The sequence below is a fragment of the Blochmannia endosymbiont of Polyrhachis (Hedomyrma) turneri genome (genome assembly GCF_000973505.1).
GTDB lineage: Bacteria > Pseudomonadota > Gammaproteobacteria > Enterobacterales > Enterobacteriaceae > Blochmanniella.
Genome location: NZ_CP010048.1, coordinates 141,759 through 164,821, shown reverse-complemented (window position 1 = coordinate 164,821; position 23,063 = coordinate 141,759). Strand labels below are relative to the sequence as shown.

Below are 23,063 nucleotides of genomic sequence, written 5' to 3'. Positions count from 1 at the left end.
TTTAAGATTTCCTATAACTTTCGAAGAAAAAATTATCATCAAACACATCTCCAGCAGATACCTTTTGATTAAGTGTCATATCTGTGATGCGAAAAACACCTTTCATAATCTTCTCAAAAACAGGTGCAGATACTATACCTCCATAATATTGACCAGATTTAGGTTCATTAATCACAACCACTAAAGAAAATTTAGGTTGATATATTGGAGCAACACCAGCAGCATATGCAATATACTTATTAACATATTTTCCACTTTGATTGATTTTCTTAACAGTGCCTGTTTTAATAGCAATACGATACTTATAGCTATCCTCAACATTATTTCCAATAGATAACGATACAGTATTCATCATATTTAATACAGTACGTACTAATGACGCAGGAAAAATTTGTTTACCTGACACTATGGTAGATTTTTCTATTCGAACAATAGAAATCGGTCGTGAAATTCCCATGCTCCCAATTGTGGCATATACTTTCGCTAACTGCAATGGTGTAACCATCAAACCATAACCATATGATAATGTAGCTCGTTCTATATCAGAATAATGATTTTTACAAAAAGACGAACTATAAGCCTCTCCTACCAATCCCAAATTTGTTTTCACTCCAATTCCAAATTGTAAATACGCATCTACTAAAACAGAACACGGCATATTCAATGCTAACTTAGAAACACCAACATTACTTGACTTTTGCAAAATATCTTTAATACTTAATCGTTCATAACGAACAACATCCTTAATTTGATACCCATTAATAAAATAAGGTAATGTATTAAGTACGCTATCCTCTTGTATAATTCCTTGCTGTAATGCCGCTATTATCACAACAGGTTTTATTGTTGAACCAGGTTCAAATAAATCAGTAATAGCACGATTACGAATAAAACGTTTAGCCGCAACAGATAAATTATTAGGATTATAAGATGGACTATTAACCATAGCTAACACTTCACCTGTATTGACATCTATTAACACAGCACTACCTGATTCTGCTTTATGTGCAATCACTGCATGATTTAATTCACGATACACTAAATTTTGTAAACGTTCATCAATGCTTAAAAATAAATTATTGGCTAATCGTCTATCTACAGAAGAAACATGTTCAATCACTTTTCCACTAGGATCTTGTCTTACTATTCTTTGACCAGGAACACCTTGTAATAAACTATTGAAACTTTTTTCAACTCCTTCAATACCATAACCATCTATATCAGTAAAACCTATAATATGAGCTGTAATTTGAGAACAAGGGTAATATCTTCTAGATTCTTTAGATAAATAAATACCTGGTAATTTAAGATTTAAAATATACTCACCTGTTGATGAACTAATTTGACGAGCCAAATATACAAAATTATCATTAGAACGTAAACGTATACGAGAAGAAATTTGATTTAACGGCATAGACAATACATCAGAAAACACTTGCCACTTTGAACCAACAAACATATTTAATAACTCATCTTTAATTAATTCTTTAGGATTAGCACACACCGCATATACAGGTACACTAACCGCAAGTAATCGACCCACGCGGTCTCGAATCATACCTCTAGTAATATCCACTCGTTGGTTACGTAAAGAACGAATATCACCTTCACGTAATAACCAATCATGATTAATTAACTGCAAATAAACAATCCGCACTATTAATACTACAAATAACAAAAAAATGAATATATATAAAGAAAAAAAACGAAAATCAGAAAAATCATTATAAACTTTATGATATTTTAATTTCATAAAAAATAATCACTCAAAACAAAAATTGTAATATCTATCAAATATCTAGTTATAATAATAAATTCCGATTTCTTCATAAGGATCTACATACTTCATATTAAGTTTTTTAATAGCAAAAGACTCAATACGAGTTAAATCCCCCAATACTTTTTCTTCAAGCATTAAATGATGATTTTCTATTTCTAAGGCATCTTTTTCTAATACTATTTGTTCACTAAACATAATCAATTCTCGTGTCTTATACGTCATTATAACCACAGAAATTCCTGAACATATAACTAAAAATAACAAAATAAGACACAATCTAGCACGATAAAATAAATCACAACAAATAATTCTAACAAGATTAGGCAATCTACCAAAGTTATTATTCATCATATTACTACCTTTTCAGCACAACGTAAAACTGCACTCCTTGCGGATATATTATATTGAATTTCACTTTTCGAAGGAAATACCCTCTTTATAAATTTTAAATAATACTTATATTGATTATTGTTTGAATTTGTGAAAAATTTCTTCTCAAAAGTATCATTATACTGTATATCAGAATTAGATTTATTTAATATTAATGATGGTAAGCTGTGTGCACGAATAAAATATTTTACAATACGATCTTCTAAAGAATGAAAACTAATTACCAACAACCTCCCGCCAGGAGCTAAAACAAGCAAGGCTGCCTGTAATACATCTTGAATTTCAGATAATTCATTATTAATATACATTCGAATAGCTTGAAAAGTACGCGTTGCAGGATGCTTATGTTTATCATAATATGGTACAGAACTCGTAATCAATTTTACCAATTCATGCGTATAAATTAAATTTTTATGTTTTCTATATGTAACAATAGCATTCGCAATTCTTTTAGCAAACCTTTCCTCTCCAAATGTCGTTAATACCCAAACAATTCTCTTCAATGAAGCTGTACGCAACCATAAAGAAGCTGATAAACTGGAATTAGTATCCATTCGCATATCTAACAAACCATTGTTTTTAAATGAAAAACCACGATTATTATCCTCTAATTGCAATCTAGACACCCCTAAATCAAACAAAATTCCATTTACTTTCCCAATCAAATTATGAGTTTTCATATATTGAAATAATTTAGAAAATTGACCATGAATAACAGTTACTCGGTGATCGCGTTTAGCAATAATTTTACCGATTCGAACTGCAGCATAATCACGATCAATAGCAAACAATCGCCCTTGTTTACTTAAATAAGATAAAATTCCTTCAGAATGGCCGCCTTGACCAAAAGTGGCATCAATGTAAATTCCATCAGAAATAATATTTAAAAATTTTAAAACTTCACATAATAACACAACACGTTTAAAATCTTTTATTGACATAAAATACAATTATAATTAATAGATAAAAATGATATTTTTTATATTTTAACACAAATTAAATTATTAAAAATCAAATCCACTAATATAATTTAATAACTATTAATAAAACTAATTAACAAATGAATATTAAATATTAAAAAATTAAATAATTATTGTTTAAATATACTCCTGAAAATTACGCAATAACAACTATATTAAAATAATTTAACAATAATATTTCACTTAAAATATTAAAAAATATTAAAAAAATAAAACTTAAAACATACTTCTATTTCTTACAATTTATTAACCATAAATACAAATATTCTAAATACACATCGCCAACAACCTCAAAATAATTAACAACTATTTTTTAACAAGAAATTACAAAAAATAAAAAATAATTACAATTAAATTATTAAAGATATAATCAATATATTTTGTTATAACTGTTAAGTATCACATTCATTATAATAATAAATGCTATTTGAAATAAAACAAAAAAACAAAAATTATGTTACATACATATAAAATCACCTATTTGAAAAACATTAAACAGATAAAAACATGAATCTCCAATATAATTTCACTATATTAATAGTTGACAAATTATATATAATCAGGCAAGAATATTTTCATAATAAAATATTTAAATTTTATATTTATAATTTGTTATTTTTTTATTTCATCATATTTTATACGCAATCGCAATTATTAAATAAAAATAATATATACTGTAAATTTAAAATATTGATGTTAAATAAACGAAGGACCAAGCATGGAACAAAAAATAATTATTTTTGATACAACGCTACGTGATGGTGAACAATCATTACAAGTCAGTTTAAACGTTAAACAAAAATTGCAAATCGCATTTGCTCTTGAAAAATTAGGAGTAGATATCATGGAAGTTGGATTCCCAATTTCTTCACCGGGAGATTTTGAATCAGTACATACTATAGCACAAAAAATAAAAAACAGTTGCATATGCGGATTAGCTAGATGTATTGATAAAGATATTGATGTTGCCGCAGAAGCATTAAAAATAGCCAGTAATTTTCGAATTCATATATTTTTAGGTACATCAAATTTACATATACAATCCAAATTAAAAAAAAATTTCAAACAAATTGTAGAAATGGCTATTTATGCAATTAAATATGCAAGAAAATACACCGACGATGTAGAATTCTCCTGCGAAGATGCTGGAAGAACTCAAATAGATAACTTATGTTATATTGTAGAAGCTGCTATAAAAGCAGGAGCTAAAACCATTAATATCCCGGATACAGTAGGATACACAATTCCATGTCAATTCAAAAAAATAATAAAAACACTATACAACCGTGTTCCTGTCATAGACCAAGCTATTATTTCAGTACACTGTCATGATGATTTAGGAATGGCTGTGGGGAATTCCATCACCGCTATACAAGCTGGCGCTAGACAAATTGAAGGCACTATAAATGGCATCGGGGAACGAGCAGGAAATACAGCCTTGGAAGAAGTAATCATGGCCATCAAAATACATAAACCATTACTGAAAGCATACACCAATATTAAACATCAAGAAATTTATAGAACTAGTCAAATAATTAGTCAACTATGTAATGTACCTATCCCAATAAATAAAGCAATTGTCGGCAATAATGCTTTTTCACATTCATCTGGTATTCATCAAGATGGTGTTTTAAAAAACAGAAAAAATTATGAAATTATCGAACCGAGCAGTATTGGAGTACAAGAAGCAAAATTCAATCTCACTTCACGATCTGGCCGTGCAGCAGTAAAACATCATATGAACAAAATGGGCTATCAAGATAGCGATTATGATATGAACAAACTATACGAAGTATTTTTAAAATTAGCTGACAAAAAAGGACAAGTCTTTGACTATGATTTAGAAGCATTAGCCTTTATAAACAACCAAGAAGAACAACCAGAATACTTTCATTTGGAATATTACAATATTCAATCAAGATCTTTCAACCTTGCTGTAGCTTCAGTAAAATTAAAATGTGGTAACACCACCCACTCAAAATCTGCAACAGGAAATGGACCAATAGCTGCAATATACGAAGCTTTAAATAATATCACAGGCTTGTCTATTAATTTAGAAAAATATCAATTGACCTCTAAAGGACACGGACGAGATGCACTAGGACAAGTAGATGTTGTAGTAACATACAAAAAAAGATGCTTCCATGGAGTGGGATTAGCTATAGATATCATTGAATCTTCCACAAAGGCCATGGTAAATGCTTTAAACAACATTTGGCTGGTACAACAAGTAGAAATCAAACGACAAAAATTACAATACAATAATAAAAACATTATATCAGGAAAATAATAAAACAATGCACAAAAAATATAAAATTACAATCTTACCTGGAGACGGTATTGGTCCAGAAATCATGCAACAAGCCTACAAAATTATTAATAACATACAACAATATTTTAAAATAACAATATCTTTACACGAACACCAAATAGGTGGAATTGCTATCGATAAAACGGGAACAGCACTGCCTCAAAACACATTAACAGCCTGTGAAAAATCAGATGCCATTTTACTCGGATCCGTAGGAGGAAAAAAATGGAATACACTACCACCTGATCAACAACCAGAACGAGGAGGATTATTGACGCTACGAAAAAAATTTGAACTATTTGCTAATTTACGACCCGCCCGTACTTATCAAACATTAAAACATCTTTCTCCACTGCGGAATAACACACATTCTCAAGAAATCGATATTTTATGTGTACGTGAATTAACAGGAGGAATTTACTTTGGAACACCAAGAGGACACAATATAGAAAAAAACAACGAGTATGCTTATAATACTGAAATTTATTACCGTTATGAAATAGAAAGAATAGCTCATATTGCATTTAAATTAGCACGAAAACGACGACAACATATCACTTCTGTTGATAAAGCAAACGTACTAGAAAGTTCTATACTGTGGCGTAATACTATTAATAAAATATCAAAAAACTATCCAGAAATTACATTAACTCATTTATATATTGATAATGCTATTATGCAATTAATTGAAAATCCACATAGATTTGATGTAATACTATGCTCTAATCTTTTCGGAGATATTATATCTGACGCATGCGCTAGTATTACTGGTTCAATTGGTATGTTGCCCTCTGCAAGCTTAAACGAAAAATACTTTGGATTATACGAACCAGCAGGAGGATCTGCTCCTGATATTGCGGGAAAAAATATCGCAAATCCAATAGCACAAATTCTTTCTCTTGCATTACTTTTCCGATACAGCCTACGGTTACACAAAATTGCAAATATTATTGAACATGCCGTTATTCAAGCATTGCAAAAAGGATACCGAACTCAAGATATAGCTAATAATAAAAATATAATAGTAGGAACTAATGAAATGGGTGATATAATTGCTTCATTAATTAAACATTAAACACAGGTTAAATAACATGGGAAAATCCTTATATCAAAAATTATACGATTCACACATTATTCATGAAACATATAATACAACCCCGTTATTGTATATCGATCGTCACTTATTACATGAAGTTACTTCACCACAAGCATTTGATAATTTACGAAAAAAAAATCGATCTATTCGACAACCTAATAAAACATTTGCAACTATGGATCACAATGTCCCCACTACAACAAAAAATATTTACGCTTCAGGAAATATGGCAAAAATTCAGATGGAAAAATTAATTAATAACTGCCAACAATTCGGAATTAAATTATATGACATCAATCACCCATATCAAGGAATAGTGCATGTTATCGGGCCAGAACAAGGAATTACATTACCAGGTATGACAATTGTATGCGGTGATTCACACACCTCCACTCATGGTGCTTTTGGGGCATTAGCATTTGGAATCGGTACATCAGAAGTAGAACATGTATTAGCCACTCAAACATTGCAACAAAATCGATATAAAACAATGAAAATAACAATATCAGGAATAATGCCACCAGGCACCACTGCTAAAGATGTCATATTATCAATTATTGGCACAATAGGAACATCAGGAGCCAATGGACATGTCATAGAATTTTGTGGCAATATTGTTGATAATTTTACTATGGAAGAACGAATGACACTCTGCAACATGGGGATTGAAATGGGAGCAAAATCAGCTTTAATCGCCCCAGATAATGTTACATTTAATTATTTAAAAAATAGGCTATTTACGCCAAAAGGAAAATATTGGCAACAAGCTATTCAATATTGGAAAACATTACATTCTGACAAAGATGCAAAATTTGATGCAACACACACTATACACGTAAATAAGCTTGCCCCTCAAATTACTTGGGGAACTAATCCAGGACAAGTGATAGCTGTTGATCAAAAAATACCATCTCTAAACTCTTTCAAAAATCAAATAGAAAGAAAAAACGCTATACAGGCTTTAAAATATATGCAGCTTAAAGAAAATACTTATTTAACTAATGTAAAAATCGACAAAGTATTTATTGGATCATGCACAAATGGACGAATCGAAGATTTACGATTAGCTGCTGCTGTAATCTTTGGCAAACAAATCGCCAAAAAAATACAGGTAATCATCGTTCCAGGGTCAACCCCAGTAAAAACACAAGCAGAAACAGAAGGTTTAGACAAAATATTTCTTGATGCAGGCTGTGAATGGAGATTACCAGGCTGCTCTATGTGTTTAGGAATGAACAATGATAAATTAAATTTTGGTGAACGTTGTGCCTCAACGAGTAATAGAAACTTTGAAGGACGACAAGGATATGGCGGTCGAACACATTTGCTTAGTCCAATCATGGCAGCTGCAGCAGCAATTACCGGATATTTCACTGACATTCGAAAAATAATTTAATAAAACTGAATAATCAAATACTAAAATGAATAACAATCATACTCAACATACAGGAATTGTCGTACCATTAGATATGGTCAATGTAGACACAGATGCCATTATTTCCAAACAATTCTTAACAAAAACAACACAACATGGATTTGGAAAATATCTATTTAGCAATTGGAGATTCCTAGATAAAACATGCAAAATAATCAACCCGCATTTTATCCTAAATCAACCACATTATAAACATGCCAGTATTTTACTTACACGAGAAAATTTTGGATGCGGTTCATCACGTGAACATGCAGTATGGGCATTGGCGGATTACGGATTTCATGTAATTATTGCACCAAGTTTTGCTGATATTTTCTATAATAACTGCATACAAAATAAACTATTAGCAATATGTGTATCACATACAACAATCAATCAAATGTTTAAAACAATATTTAAAAATCAACAAAAAACAACAAAATTCACCATCGATTTAAATAAAAAAATTATTTTAATAAATCACACGCATTACTATACGTTTGCAATAAACGATCATCATCTCAATTCTATCCTAAATAATATTGACTACATCCATACAACATTACAATACGAAGATAAAATCACTAACTATGAAAATAGTCAACCAAAATTTCTAAAATAAACAATTTATTTTCACTAATGCTAACATTAAATTATCAGTTTTACATCATAAATGTTTATATAAAACACAATACATTCTCAAAATATAAAATGTCTGTACTTAACATACTTAAATTATTATTCGACACATACTCGCTACTTATTCATATACCAACAAATAATTATTATTTATGAATTCACAACCTAATGAAATATCAATCATAATATTATTATTAATAATAATATAACCAATAATTCGATCCATAATAATAATTAATAATATAAAAACTAAGTCACGATAACATAAAAAAACCTACTTCAAACAACCGTTTTAACACCTACACCTATAATATTTCACCCACACCCATAATATTACTCAAAAAATTACCGCCTTTGTCTAAAAATGAAATATTCAATACAACATACTAAAAAAAATGTAATAAAAATATTCATTGATATTACCGTTATTATTTTAATATTTTATCAAAATATACAACATAGCTTAGCCAATCCCACAAATACTTACCCGCTTGAAAAAAACTTTATTCAACAAAATCCAATAATCAATGAACAACTAATAAATAATGATACAAAAATTACAATTCAGGCTAACCAAGCTAAATTTTATCTCGACGAGAAACAAGCTTATTTTTCAGGAAATGTTATAGTTACACATCATAACAATATTTTATACGCAAATGAAATATACTTACATAAACAATTAATCAACAATACAACACCCCACACAATATTACTAGGAACCGGTAATATCTGTTATTGTAATGATACTATCAACATTACAGGAAAAAAAATTCAAACTGATTTTCAAACTAAAAATACAGACTTATATTCTAGCAATTTTCATTTCATCAAATATCAAACATACGGTACAGCAAATCATATCAAACAACGTTATAATAATCGTTATACTATATTAAAACATGCAAACTTAACCTCCTGCCTTCCAAAAAGGAATTACTGGAAAATCACAGGATCACAAATCTCATATGACCACAAAAAAGATATTTTAGATATTTGGAACGCATATTTTAAAATAAAAAACATACCAATTTTATACATCCCTTACTTACAATTATCATTAGACCACAAAAACCATGAAGGATTTCATCCACCCACTCCAGAATATAATAATGAACATGGACTAGAAATTAAATTACCATATCACTTTAATATTAATCAATACTGTTATGGAAATATTTCAACCAACCTTATACCACAACAAGGAATACAAATAAAAAATACCATTCAATATCTTAAAAAACTAAACACAGGAGTGATAAATTTGGAAATATTAAATAACAATCAACCACATAACAATAAACATACTAACCAATGGTTACTATATTATAATTTAAATAACACAATACACAAAAAATGGCGAATAAAAAGCCACTATATAAAAATTAACGATTGCAACTATTTACAAAATAGTACACTAAAACAATTGCATCCCGTAAGAAATTTTTATACTAAAAAAACAATGTCCTGTCAATACACTGACAACCTATGGTATATTAATTTGTTATATAAAGAATTTCAACCACTGAAAAATAACATTAAAAATATATATAATACTAAACCACAATTAAATATAAACCTTTACACAAATAAACTTAAACCGGTAAATTTTCAACTATTTGGAGAATTAACTTACTTTAAAAATATTAACCATAATTACCCCAGAACAACCAGAGTACATATCGAACCAAGCATCATTATATCATCTAATATCTTTAACACTGACTCTCATACCAAGATCACATTAAAAACAACACATTATCAACAAAACAATATCGATTATTACAACAATACGACAATGCACACAAACAAACATTTAACACACACTATTAATAGATATATTCCAGAATTCAAGAGCAATACCAAAATTATATTACAAAAACGAACACAAATATTAAAAAAATATAAACAAACATTAGAACCAAAATTCCAATATTTATACATACCATATCGCAACCAAAACAATATTGCAATATACGACACTACAATTTTTCAAACGAATAATCCTAATCCATTTGAAGACACATTATATAGTGGTTTAGATCGAATTGCTCCTGCTAATCAATTAACAAGCAACATATACACAAAAATTTATGATAAAAATGATATTGAAATATTCAATATTTCATTAGGACAAATTTATTTTTTAAAACACCAAAACATTAACAATGACATAAAAAAACACAACCCCTACAAAAAAAATCATAATATAACATGGATAGCTAATAGCAACTTAACTATTAAAAAATCACTAAAAATAAAAACCAATATCCAATATAATACACACATTAAACAATTTAAATCAGGAAATGCCATTATAGAACACAAAAAAAACAATAATAAAATATTACAAATAAATTATTGTTATCTCAACTCAAAATACTTTGCAAAAATAACACCAGAATTAATTAACAAAGACTATCAAAAAAATATTACACAACTAGGAATTATCGGAAACTGGCCGATTAGCAAACACTGGACAATAAGCGGTACTCAGTTTTACAAAACTAATAACAAACAAACAATTAATCAAACAATTGGCATGCAATTTTATACATGCTGTTGGAAAATAAACACAGGATACGAACGAAAAATCAACATTTGGAACAAGAAAACTAACTCAACAAAATACGACAATAAATTACTGTTTAAAGTAACATTATACACATCAAACCAATATTTGAAATCAGAATCAAAAATTTGTGATATACTGAATATCAGTGCATTACCTTATCAAACTATTCTATAACTTCACAATAATAATATTTATTAATATTTAATTTACAAATAATCAATATATTTCTACATTTTATAAACAAACAACACAATAACAAAATAAATATAAATATAATATTCATAATATATAATATTCATAATATTATGTATTATCTAAATTACATATATTATCTATGACCTGTTAGATTGGATACAAAAAACTAATATGAAATATAATAAAATATTAATATTGTTTTCTATTTCCCTATTATCATTATCTATCAATAACAGTATTGCAACATCTACAATAGACAAAATTGCCGCAATAGTAAATACAAATATCATCCTTGAAAGCGACATACAAAAAATACGAGAATTTAATATTCAAGATAATAAAAACACTCTTTTGGAAACAAAAAATAATAAACTAAACTCACGAAAAAACATACTTAAACAATTGATTTCTGATACACTTATATTACAATTAGCACAAAAAATGAATATCAATATTAGCGATCAGCAAACAAACGAAATTGTTAATTATATTGCAAAACAAAACAACATGAACAATGCGCAATTCCGATCTCACCTAACAAATAATGGTATCAATTACGATACTTACATGGATTATGTTCGAAAAAATACTCTTATCAATGCAATACATAACTACGAAATGCACCAACGAATAAAAATACTCCCCTACGAAATACAAACTCTTACTAAAAGACTTACACAAAATAATAATAATGCGTTTCAATTAAATCACATTTTAATTCCACTTACAAAAAACCCCACAAAACAAGAAATTACAACAGCATACTCATTAAGTACTTCACTCATCAGCAAACTTAAAAAAGGAGCTAACATACAACAACTAATACATGAAAAAAACAATAAATTTCAAAATATTCAGATCAAAAAAGTTCATTGGAGCACATTAAAAGAACTACCAACATTATTCTCCGAAACTTTGATCCAACACGATTTAAAAATAAATAGTGTTATCGGTCCTATCCGTTCTAACGTTGGACTACATATTTTAAAAATAAATGATATAGAACACAACATAAACACCAATATGGTTACAATAATACATACAAAACATATTACATTAAAAACATCAAACACCCATGAACACCAAAAAAATAGACAAAAATTACTACAAATAACAAAAAAAATAAAAAACAAAGAAACTACGTTTTCTCTTGAAGCACAGCAAATGTTTAAAAACACTGATTCATACAATCAAAATGTAAACTCAGAATGGAAATATCTTGATGAATTTGACCGAAATACACAAAAAATTTTACAATCACTAAAAAAAGGAGAAATTAGCCCACCAATACAAACCACAGATGGATGGTCTATCATTCAACTAATAGATACCAAAATAATAAACAAAAATGAAACAATATCTCAATTCGATGCATCTCAAATAATTTTCAATAAAAAAATTAACGATGAAACCAAACGATGGATACAAGAACTAAAATCATCATCTTATATTAAAATTTTTAACGAAAACAATGACTAATAACCATCGCCCTATTGTAATCACACCAGGTGAACCTGCTGGAATAGGACCAGATCTCACTATTATGATTGCACAGAAAAAACAAAAATGGCCAATAGAAATAGTTATTTGCGCTGATCCCAATTTATTAATTAACAGAGCTAAACAACTAAATTTACCTATACAACTACATACCTATCAAAACAAAAAAAATAATATAAAAAAAAATGGAGAATTAACAATATTACCAATCAACGCTCCAGACACAATAACACCAGGAAAATTAAATATTAACAACAGTAAATACGTCATTAACACATTAACACGCGCTTGCCAAGGATGCCTTAACGGAGAATTTTCAGCATTAGTAACCGGACCTATTCATAAAGCTACTATAAATGAAAGTGGTATATCATTCATTGGACATACCGAATTTCTTGCTAATTATACTCAAACTAAAAAAGTGGTCATGATGTTCACTGATAATCAACTACGAATAGCTTTAATGACTACACATCTACCTATTTCTAAAATAACACAATTTATTACAAAAGAATCATTATCTAACACAATTATAATTCTTGCTAAAAATTTAAAAAAATACTTTAATATATCAACACCAAAAATCATCGTCTCTGGATTAAATCCCCACGCTGGAGAAAACGGTTACCTCGGACAAGAAGAAAAGGAAATCATAATACCAACATTAAATACATTACGTAATACAGGATATGACTTGACTGGTCCACTACCAATAGATACAATTTTTATCAAAAAATATCTAAAACATGCAGATGCCATATTAGTCATGTATCACGATCAAGGAATACCTATACTAAAATTTAAATCCTTTGGAAAATCAACCAATATCACTTTAGGATTACCTTTTATCCGTACTTCTGTTGACCACGGCACTGCTATTGAACTAGCAGGAACAAAATACATCAATACTGGAAGTATAAATATGGCCATCAAACTTGCAATTCAAATGATCAATAAATCACATGAAAAAAATTTTCTATAAAAACCATTTAATAAAAAAAAAACTAGGACAGACTTTCTTAAAAGATCAAAACATTATTAATACTATTATCAATCATATTCAATTAAAAAAACAACAAATAACTGTTGAAATTGGCCCAGGATTAGGTGCATTAACTAAAGAAATAATCAAACTAGTCGATCAACTAACGGTAATTGAAATTGATCAAAATCTATCTCAACGATTAATCAAAAATTTATCCATAAAAAAAATAAATGTAATACAAAAAAATGTTACAACTATAAATTTTAAAGAACTATCTAATCACATTGGACAACCAATCAGAATAATTGGAAATTTACCCTACAATATCGCAACAAAAATAATATTTCATTTACTTCAATATTCTGATATCATTCAAGATATGTATCTTATGTTACAAACAGAAATAGCCAAACGTTTAATGGCCGCTCCCAATAATAAAAATTACGGAAAACTAAGCGTTGTTTCACAATATTACTGTTCAATAACCGGTGTATTAGAAGTTCAATCACATGCATTTGTACCAAAACCACAAGTAAACTCAAGAATGGTGAAATTAGTACCGTACCATACAAACAACAATCCATACCCAAAAACTGATATACAAAAATTAAATACAGTCACTAGAATAGCATTTAATCAACGCCGAAAAACTATTAAAAATAGCTTAAGTTCAATATTTGAACCACAAGAACTAAAAAACCAAGGAATCAACTTACAATCACGAGCAGAAAATTTAAATATTGAACAATTTTGTAACTTAGCAAATGCCACAAAAAAATGCATATACCAATAACATAAAAACTTAAAAAAACACACATCACAAAAAACACTTAAAACAACTATAACTAACCATAAATGTCTAAAATAAATAACAATAACAAATATAAAACATAAAAATACCTAAAAAAATCGTAAAAATTTTATATCGATAATTTTCTTTTTTACAAATTTGTAACATACTATGTCAACTTATTTAATTGGTGATATACACGGTTGCTATACAAGCTTAAAAAAAATACTAAACACCGTTAAATTTAATCCTAAAATAGATACTCTCTGGATTACTGGAGATTTGGTGGCAAAAGGACCACATTCATTAGAAGTATTGAATTTAATTTACAAACTAAAAAATAGTGTCAGAATTGTACTAGGTAACCACGACTTAAATTTATTAAGATCATACGCCAACTTTAACTACCGATATAAAAAAAAATATGCCTGCCATACTAATATATTCCAATCATCACATGCAGATAAATTAATTAATTGGTTGAGATACCAACCAATGTTACAAATTGATGAATCAAAAAAAATAATAATGACACATGCAGGAATTACACCTACATGGACTATTTGTGCTGCTAAAAAAAACGCTAAAGAAATAGAAAAAATTCTACAAAGTAAACACTATGCAATGTTCTTACAAAATATACAGTCTACAAAAATAACCACTACTCATTCTCTATTGAACGTACAAGATAAAAATCTAACACGCATCATACATAACATTAACATATTCACAAAAATGCGATATTTATATCCAGATGGACAATTAGATTTAAAATTTAAAGATATTCCAGAAAAATCGCCATACCCATTACAACCTTGGTTTAATTTACCAAGATTAATTCCGTCTTGTTATAATATAATTTTTGGACATTGGTCAACCCTAGAAGGGAAAGGCACACCTGATAACATTTATGGATTAGATTCAGGTTGTTATCGAGGTAAACAACTAACATTGCTACAATGGGAAAACAAAAACTTTATTCGAATATCTTGTACTCCACGTGCTCTATAGTTTTAAAAAAGTATACAAACAGTTTAAAATAAGAAAAAAATAACTATAAAAACATTAACGATAAACATAAAATTACAGATTATAATAATATTTCACACAACGCTCAAAAATTTTAAAACAATAAGTATAATTAACAAATGGAAATAGACAATAAGATCTAGTAAATATTTCATTCCATTCTCCTTCCCGATAACTTGGGAAAAATACATCACCAAAAACATTCATATTAATATATGTTATATACAAATGATTAACATAAGGTAAAAACAAATCATAAATCTGTGCTCCTCCAATCACCATAACCTCGGAAATAAAATAATTACATATTTTTGCTGATATCCATAAAGCTTCTTCAGGTGTTGAAACAAAAACAAGATCAGATGCATACCGATTCTGTACCAAACTACGACTTAAAACAATATTAAATCTATTCAATAACGGTTTTTTACCAATAGAATCAAATGTTTTACGACCCATAATGATGGGTTTATTTAAAGTATGATATTTAAACCATAACATATCATGTGATAATTCCCAAGGAATCGTACCTAATTTACCAATGACACGTTCATTTGCTAATGCAACTATTAAGCTTATATCCATAACATAATAACATTAATAAACAATAAACCAAAAATATAATAATTATACACAAAAATTATTACTTGCAGTATTTAAAACACTATCCATAACAATGAACAATATTAATCCATTCAATATCAAATCTATTAATTCAAACAACTACATTAAATACAATATCATCAAACTTCACATATCAACTTTTAAAAATCTGAGCATGCATTTCTTGAATCGACACTACACTTTCAGTAGGATCAGACTCAAGCGACATCAATGTTGCAAAACTAGCATTTAATGTAGTGTTATAATATACTTGATAACGCAAAGCACTGCGACATATGAAAGCACTTGAACGAGATGTAGATCGATTATATCTGCAAGAAGTGTCAATTATGTAATTATACTCACCATTCTTAATTCTGTTTTGCACATACACACTATTCTCTTCCACATAATTAACTATATCAGAACAAAAACTGAATTTTTTTAAAAAAATACTAGTTTTATCAGTAATATCTATAGAAAACCCATAATGAAATAACTGAAAAATTAAATTAGCTAACCTCGCATAGTCTTTACGATCAATAGATATTAACACGCATCCATTTTTCTTAACATACGAATAACTAGCAAACATAGCTTTAGCAAAAGCCTCAGAAAATGTATTACCAATACCCATAACTTCACCAGTTGATCGCATCTCTGGACCAAGTACCGGATTAATATCAGAAAATTTACTAAAAGGAAGAAGAACCTCTTTTACCGAAAAATAATGAGGAACCACTTCATACACACCTTGCTCAATTAAAGATTTTCCAAGTACCACACAAGCAGAAATTCCAGCTAAGGACACACCAGTAGCTTTAGAAACAAAAGGTACAGTACGAGAAGCCCTTGGATTAACTTCAAGTAAATAAATATCGTTATTCCTAACTGCAAATTGAACATTAATTAAACCAATAATCCCAAAATCAAATGCTATTAATTTTACCTGGGTATGTATGTCATTAATAATATCAGAACTTAATGTATATGCAGGTAATGAACACGCCGAATCACCAGAATGAACACCGGCTTCTTCAATATGTTCCATGATACCACCAACTAATACATCCGTCCCATCACAAACAGCATCAACATCAACCTCAATAGCATTTTCAAGAAACTGATCTAATAATACTGGTGAATCATGAGAAACATTTATAGCGTCACGAAAATAACACAACAAATCTTTCTCATCATAAATAATTTCCATCGCTCTACCACCTAAAACATAAGAAGGTCGAATAACTAATGGATACCCTATAAAATTTGCTTTCTGCACAGCTAAATCTATAGACTCTACACTCGCATTATTAGGTTGTTTTAAACCCAAAGAACGTATTGCCTGTTGAAAACGTTCACGATTTTCAGCACGATCAATTGAATCTGAACTAGTACCAATAATATGTGCTCCATATAATTCTAAATCTCTAGATATTTTTAAAGGAGTTTGACCACCATACTGCACAATCACGCCTTTGGGATTTTCAATTCGAATAATTTCTAATACATCTTCAAGCGTGATAGGCTCAAAATACAAATAATTAGCAATATCATAATCAGTAGAAACAGTTTCAGGATTGCAATTTATCATAACCGTCTCATAACCTAATTGTCTTAGTGCTAATACTGCATGCACACAACAATAATCAAACTCAATCCCTTGCCCAATTCTATTAGGTCCACTACCTAAAATTATAATCCTATTATAATGGCATTCTTTAAAAAATACTTCATTCTCAATAGAATAAGTAGAATACATACATATCGATTGTGTAAAAAATTCTGCCGCACAAGTATCTATTTGCTTATATATAGGATGTAAATTATATGTATTTCTCAAATAACGTATTTCATGTTCCGATACATTGACCAATATACCTAATCGAGCATCAGAAAAACCTTTACTCTTCAACAAATATAAATAATCAAAAGTTAATGCAGAAATACCACGAGAAATTACATCACTTTCTAACATAACTAATTCTTCAATTTGTGCTAAAAACCATCGATCAATACATGTTAAATTAAATATTTCCTCTAAAGACATACCTACACGAAAAGCATCACCTATATACCAAAGACGATTAGAACCAGCATGTTGAAGCTCATAACGAATAACCGCTACCGACTCGGCTAAATTGTTACTCAAATCCACTTTAGAATCAAATCCTGTAGCACCAATCTCTAAAGAACGCATAGCTTTTTGAAGCGATTCTTGCTGCGTACAACCAATTCCCATAACTTCACCTACCGATTTCATTGTCGTAGTTAACCGATCATCTGCAGTACAAAACTTATCAAAATCAAATCTGGGAATCTTAGTTACTACATAATCAATAGTTGGTTCAAAAGATGCAGGCATACATCCTCCAACAATATCATTCATTAATTCATCCAGTGTATAACCAACAGCTAATTTAGCAGCTACTTTAGCAATAGGAAAACCAGTTGCTTTTGAAGCTAATGCTGATGAACGAGACACCCTTGGATTCATTTCAACAACAATAAGCCTACCATTATCTGGATTAACAGCAAACTGTACATTAGATCCACCAGTTTCTACACCAATTACACGTAACACTTCTATGGCAGCATTACGCATAATTTGATATTCTTTATCACTCAATGTTTGCGCTGGCGCAACAGTAATAGAATCACCAGTATGAATACCCATAGGATCAACGTTCTCAATAGAACACACGATGATACAATTGTCATTCCTATCACGAATAACCTCCATCTCATACTCCTTCCAACCAAATAATGACTCATCAATTAATACCTCATGATTGGGAGAAATATCAAATCCAGATTCACAAAGCGACTCAAATTCCACTTTTGTATAAGCTATACCACCGCCATGCCCACCAAGAGTAAATGAAGGACGAATAATACATGGTAATCCAACAATTTCTACAATAGACAAAGCTTCTATAATATTTTTTGCAACACCTGATCGAGCAGTTTCTAAACCAATATCTTTCATAGCGTTTCGAAATAAATTTCTATCTTCCGCTTTAATAATAGAATCTGCAGTAGCTCCAATTAATTCTACATTATAATCTTTTAAGATTCCGTGCCGCTCTAAATCTAAAGCACAATTTAATGCTGTTTGACCACCAACAGTTGGTAATAAGGCATCAGGACACTCCTTTTGAATAATTTTATCAACAACTTTCCACTGAATAGGCTCAATATAAGTAACATCAGCCATATCAGGATCTGTCATGATTGTAGAAGGATTTGAATTAACTACAATTAATCGATATCCATCTTCACGCAACGCTTTACATGCCTGTGTTCCAGAATAATCAAATTCACATGCTTGTCCAATCACAATTGGACCAGCACCTAAAATTAAAATACTTTTTATATCACCACGTTTCGACATATCACAATCTTAATAACCTACTATTTACCCGTTATGATAAATTTTAATTAAACTCGCAAAATCATCAAAAAATACTTGAGAATCATGCGGACCTGGCGAACCTTCTGGATGCCATTGGCAACTAAATATTGGTTTACCAAGATAGCGAATACCTTCTAATGTACCATCAAATAATGATATATGAGTGATCTCTAATGTTTTAGGTAAAGACTTGTCATCCACTGTAAATACATGATTTTGAGTAGTAATAAGTACTTTGTTAGCTAATAAATCTTTGACAGGATGATTTGCGCCATGATGACCAAACTTCATTTTTATCACCTTGGCTCCACTGGCTAATGCTAACAACTGATGACCTAAACATATTCCAAATATAGGTATATTAATATCTAATAAACATCGCACACAAGCAATCGAATCAGTATACAAAGCAGGATCACCAGGACCATTTGATAAAAAAATACCGTCAGGACGCATATTTAAAATTTCAGACACCGCGGTTTTCGCAGGTACAATTGTTAATCTACATCCTCGATCTACTAACATTCTCATAATATTATACTTAATTCCAAAATCATATATCACAACATGATAAGGCAAATTAATCTGTGAATTTGATCTCTTAGAATAAATATCCACGCTACCAGACGTCCATGTATATTTTTTGTTTGTGGTAATACTTTTTAGTAAACCTTTATGATATACATGACTAAAAGCACGAGCTTTTCGTAAGGCCAATAATACATCTAAATTTGCACCAGAAATAATACAACCATTTTGTACACCTTTATCACGCAATAAACAAACTAACCTACGAGTATCAATATTGGAAATACCGACAACATTTTGTTTAACAAGATAATCAGATAACGAAGTGACATGACGAAAATTACTGGGCACCAATGATAAATCACGCACCACTAAGCCGCTCACCTGTATACGTGAAGATTCATTATCAAGTTCATTAATGCCAACATTACCAATATGCGGATATGTAAATACAACTATCTGATTAGAATAAGAAGGATCAGTAAGAATCTCTTGATAACCAGTCATAGAAGTATTAAAAACTAACTCCCCTACCGATTCACCTTCTACTCCTATAGATCGACCCCGAAATTTTGTACCATCCTCTAAAACTAATAATGCAGTCCCTTTCATATATCTCCAAATATATCATATCATCGATACATATTCACAACATAAAAACTAATAAACATATAATACACCTTTTATATTATATAATAATATTGTATCTATATTAGTGTTTTCAGATTAATACAAACCTATATTTCATCTAACCCCAAAACATTAACCATATCAAATAAGCCAACTTTTAATACACCAAGCCATAAGGCAGAATATATTGCGCCACTTGCAAAAATAGAACGATCAAACCCGCGATGAATAACCTCTAAACTTTCACCATCATTGGCAAATAAAACATTATGTTCACCGACAAAACCACCAGCACGCATTGAATGAATATCTATATCGTAATCATTATTCATTTTTGAAAACATGTTCCTAACTTTTTTATTATCAGAACCAAATAATACAGATAAAATAGATTGACGAATCTTTAAAGCAGTTCCTGAAGGAATATCTTTTTTATTACGATGATGTAATTCAATAATTTTAATATCAGACATACCACCAATAATACTTGTCGCCTTTTCTAATAACTTTAACATGACATTAACCATGATGCTAAAATTTGGAGAAAAAACAATTCCTATTTTTTGTGATGTTTTTTTAATAAAAACAAACTCCTCCTCTGTAAATCCCGTTGTACCTATTACCATGTTTTTATTGTACATATTACATGATTTTAAATAATTTAAAGTAGCTTGACTAGAACTAAAATCAATTAATATATCAAAATCTTTATAAATATCCTCTATGGAATCATGAATAACTATTCCGACAGAACGACCATCAATTAATCTTCCAACATCACTGCCAATAAATTTAGAATTACTATTAGTAATAGCTGCAGTGAAAACAACTGATTTATAACAATTAGACTTTAACAGCAATGACTGTATTAATTGACGACCCATACGTCCAGTTGCACCAGAAATAGCAACACGAATATTATCTGCACCCATTATTATTAACTCTTGAAATTATCCATTATAAATTATCCTCCCTATAATTAGGAGGATCTTTATTAGCATACATATACAGAAATATGAACAAGTAATAAATTATACCCAAAAATTATAATTATACAACTATAATAATAGTATAAAATAATAAATATAATAAACAACATCAAATATTAACAACAAAAAAATAATGCTATAAATATATTGTTTTAAATATTATACACTAACCAACGGATGGACGGACACAAAAGATAAACAACAATATTACTTAACATTTTGAAATACTGTACTAAGATCAAAATCTTAAGTAAAATATTTTACTCAATCATTCATTCAACAAATAGATATTTTATATTTTTTGTTTTTTCATGCTTTTCATAATAACAAATAACTTTCATACACTAACTATCAGTTAAACACTGTAATTTTAATTCAATTTTATCAAACAATTACACTAGAATCTCAATAACAAACATACAAACCAAAAAAAATATGCATCTTACACATGCTGTTAGATATCAAATATAATATCTAATCAATACACTCACTTTAACACTCTTAATAACTTCCATAATCAATGAACATTAAAAAAATTTTCCACTTATACAAACAAATTACTACATCTTATAAGCAACGAACATTCTTTCTATTTTAAACCTCAATAAATAAATCACGCTAAAACACTACTATACTAATTGCTAGAATTTCTATTCTACACACCTTGGGACAAAAACGATTAACATTAAACTATAAACATAGTAATGAACAATATAGTCAAAAATAAATAACTATTATACCTTATTACTTAATATAATACATACAACACCAACAAAAATGCCTAAATCAGCAACATTAAACGTCGGCCAATGCCAATAACCTATATGAAAATCAATAAAATCAATAACTACACCATAATATATACGATTAAATACATTACCTAACGCACCACCAATAATCACTGAATATCCTATCTTAAAAAAATAACTGCTATTAATATCTAAACAACACAACATAAACACTAATACCAAAATAATTAATATTATAATACAAGATAAAAGAGCGTTATATTTAATACCAATATGACTTAACAAACTAAAAGCTACACCAAAATTATGAACATAATAACAATTAACACATGAAAAAATAAAAATTGGTTTACCATATACACAATTATTCATCACCAAAAACTTGGTCATCAAATCAAAAAACATGATTACTAATGATAAAAACAGCCATTTCAAATTTGAAAAATAAATTAATTGGGCATTCAT

General features: G+C 29.1%; 17 protein-coding genes. 9 read left to right on the top strand and 8 right to left on the bottom strand.

Annotated elements, in window-relative coordinates:
• Position 1: 1 nt before the first annotated feature.
• The 3 genes from ftsI to rsmH are packed head-to-tail and all read right to left on the bottom strand — an operon-like array spanning position 2 to position 3,111.
• Entirely contained in the window at positions 2 to 1,753 is a 1,752-nt protein-coding gene (ftsI, locus tag BTURN675_RS00635) for a peptidoglycan glycosyltransferase FtsI (protein WP_046288668.1), read from the bottom strand.
• A 45-nt stretch (positions 1,754 to 1,798) separates the two neighbouring features.
• On the bottom strand, positions 1,799 to 2,131 hold the full coding sequence (gene ftsL, locus BTURN675_RS00630; protein ID WP_046288667.1) for a cell division protein FtsL: 333 nt from the start codon (positions 2,129 to 2,131) through the stop codon (positions 1,799 to 1,801).
• Complete coding sequence (gene rsmH, locus BTURN675_RS00625; protein ID WP_046288666.1) at positions 2,128 to 3,111, bottom strand: 16S rRNA (cytosine(1402)-N(4))-methyltransferase RsmH; 984 nt, start codon at positions 3,109 to 3,111, stop codon at positions 2,128 to 2,130. The genes ftsL and rsmH overlap by 4 nt, the downstream gene beginning before the upstream one ends.
• Positions 3,112 to 3,868: 757 nt before the next feature.
• Here rsmH and leuA point away from each other — a divergent pair.
• The 9 genes from leuA to BTURN675_RS00580 all read left to right on the top strand — a co-directional run bounded on the left by leuA (position 3,869) and on the right by BTURN675_RS00580 (position 15,666).
• Positions 3,869 to 5,440, top strand: a complete 1,572-nt coding sequence (gene leuA, locus BTURN675_RS00620; protein ID WP_046288665.1) for a 2-isopropylmalate synthase — start codon at positions 3,869 to 3,871, stop codon at positions 5,438 to 5,440.
• Between the two features lie 7 nt (positions 5,441 to 5,447).
• Positions 5,448 to 6,536 (top strand): 3-isopropylmalate dehydrogenase, encoded by a 1,089-nt coding sequence (gene leuB / locus BTURN675_RS00615; RefSeq protein ID WP_046288664.1) that lies wholly within the window; start codon positions 5,448 to 5,450, stop codon positions 6,534 to 6,536.
• Between the two features lie 16 nt (positions 6,537 to 6,552).
• Positions 6,553 to 7,953, top strand: coding sequence for a 3-isopropylmalate dehydratase large subunit (leuC, locus tag BTURN675_RS00610; RefSeq protein ID WP_046288663.1), 1,401 nt, complete (start codon positions 6,553 to 6,555; stop codon positions 7,951 to 7,953).
• 25 nt (positions 7,954 to 7,978) lie between these two features.
• Positions 7,979 to 8,593 carry a 3-isopropylmalate dehydratase small subunit gene (leuD, locus tag BTURN675_RS00605; protein WP_046288662.1) on the top strand — a complete coding sequence of 205 codons (615 nt, stop codon included), beginning with the start codon at positions 7,979 to 7,981 and terminating at the stop codon, positions 8,591 to 8,593.
• Positions 8,594 to 8,974: 381 nt separating this feature from the next.
• The gene (gene lptD, locus BTURN675_RS00600; protein ID WP_046288661.1) at positions 8,975 to 11,359 is read left to right on the top strand and encodes an LPS assembly protein LptD; all 2,385 of its coding nucleotides are present in this window, start codon (positions 8,975 to 8,977) and stop codon (positions 11,357 to 11,359) included.
• Between the two features lie 144 nt (positions 11,360 to 11,503).
• Positions 11,504 to 12,859, top strand: a complete 1,356-nt coding sequence (locus BTURN675_RS00595; protein ID WP_320408643.1) for a peptidylprolyl isomerase — start codon at positions 11,504 to 11,506, stop codon at positions 12,857 to 12,859.
• Positions 12,852 to 13,862 (top strand): 4-hydroxythreonine-4-phosphate dehydrogenase PdxA, encoded by a 1,011-nt coding sequence (pdxA, locus tag BTURN675_RS00590; protein WP_046288659.1) that lies wholly within the window; start codon positions 12,852 to 12,854, stop codon positions 13,860 to 13,862. The genes BTURN675_RS00595 and pdxA overlap by 8 nt, the downstream gene beginning before the upstream one ends.
• Complete coding sequence (gene rsmA, locus BTURN675_RS00585; RefSeq protein WP_046288658.1) at positions 13,843 to 14,658, top strand: 16S rRNA (adenine(1518)-N(6)/adenine(1519)-N(6))-dimethyltransferase RsmA; 816 nt, start codon at positions 13,843 to 13,845, stop codon at positions 14,656 to 14,658. The genes pdxA and rsmA overlap by 20 nt, the downstream gene beginning before the upstream one ends.
• A gap of 168 nt (positions 14,659 to 14,826) precedes the next feature.
• The gene (locus BTURN675_RS00580) at positions 14,827 to 15,666 is read left to right on the top strand and encodes a symmetrical bis(5'-nucleosyl)-tetraphosphatase (protein WP_046288657.1); all 840 of its coding nucleotides are present in this window, start codon (positions 14,827 to 14,829) and stop codon (positions 15,664 to 15,666) included.
• 72 nt (positions 15,667 to 15,738) lie between these two features.
• Here the strand turns inward: BTURN675_RS00580 and BTURN675_RS00575 are convergent, their stop codons facing one another.
• From BTURN675_RS00575 to lspA, 5 genes are all read right to left on the bottom strand, one after another.
• A complete protein-coding gene (locus BTURN675_RS00575) occupies positions 15,739 to 16,269 on the bottom strand; it encodes a dihydrofolate reductase (RefSeq protein WP_046288656.1) in 531 nt (176 codons plus the stop codon).
• A 172-nt stretch (positions 16,270 to 16,441) separates the two neighbouring features.
• Positions 16,442 to 19,681, bottom strand: a complete 3,240-nt coding sequence (gene carB, locus BTURN675_RS00570; protein ID WP_046288655.1) for a carbamoyl-phosphate synthase large subunit — start codon at positions 19,679 to 19,681, stop codon at positions 16,442 to 16,444.
• Between the two features lie 24 nt (positions 19,682 to 19,705).
• A complete protein-coding gene (gene carA, locus BTURN675_RS00565; RefSeq protein WP_046288654.1) occupies positions 19,706 to 20,842 on the bottom strand; it encodes a glutamine-hydrolyzing carbamoyl-phosphate synthase small subunit in 1,137 nt (378 codons plus the stop codon).
• 125 nt (positions 20,843 to 20,967) lie between these two features.
• The gene (dapB, locus tag BTURN675_RS00560; protein WP_046288653.1) at positions 20,968 to 21,792 is read right to left on the bottom strand and encodes a 4-hydroxy-tetrahydrodipicolinate reductase; all 825 of its coding nucleotides are present in this window, start codon (positions 21,790 to 21,792) and stop codon (positions 20,968 to 20,970) included.
• A gap of 791 nt (positions 21,793 to 22,583) precedes the next feature.
• Positions 22,584 to 23,063, bottom strand: a complete 480-nt coding sequence (gene lspA, locus BTURN675_RS00555; protein ID WP_046288652.1) for a signal peptidase II — start codon at positions 23,061 to 23,063, stop codon at positions 22,584 to 22,586.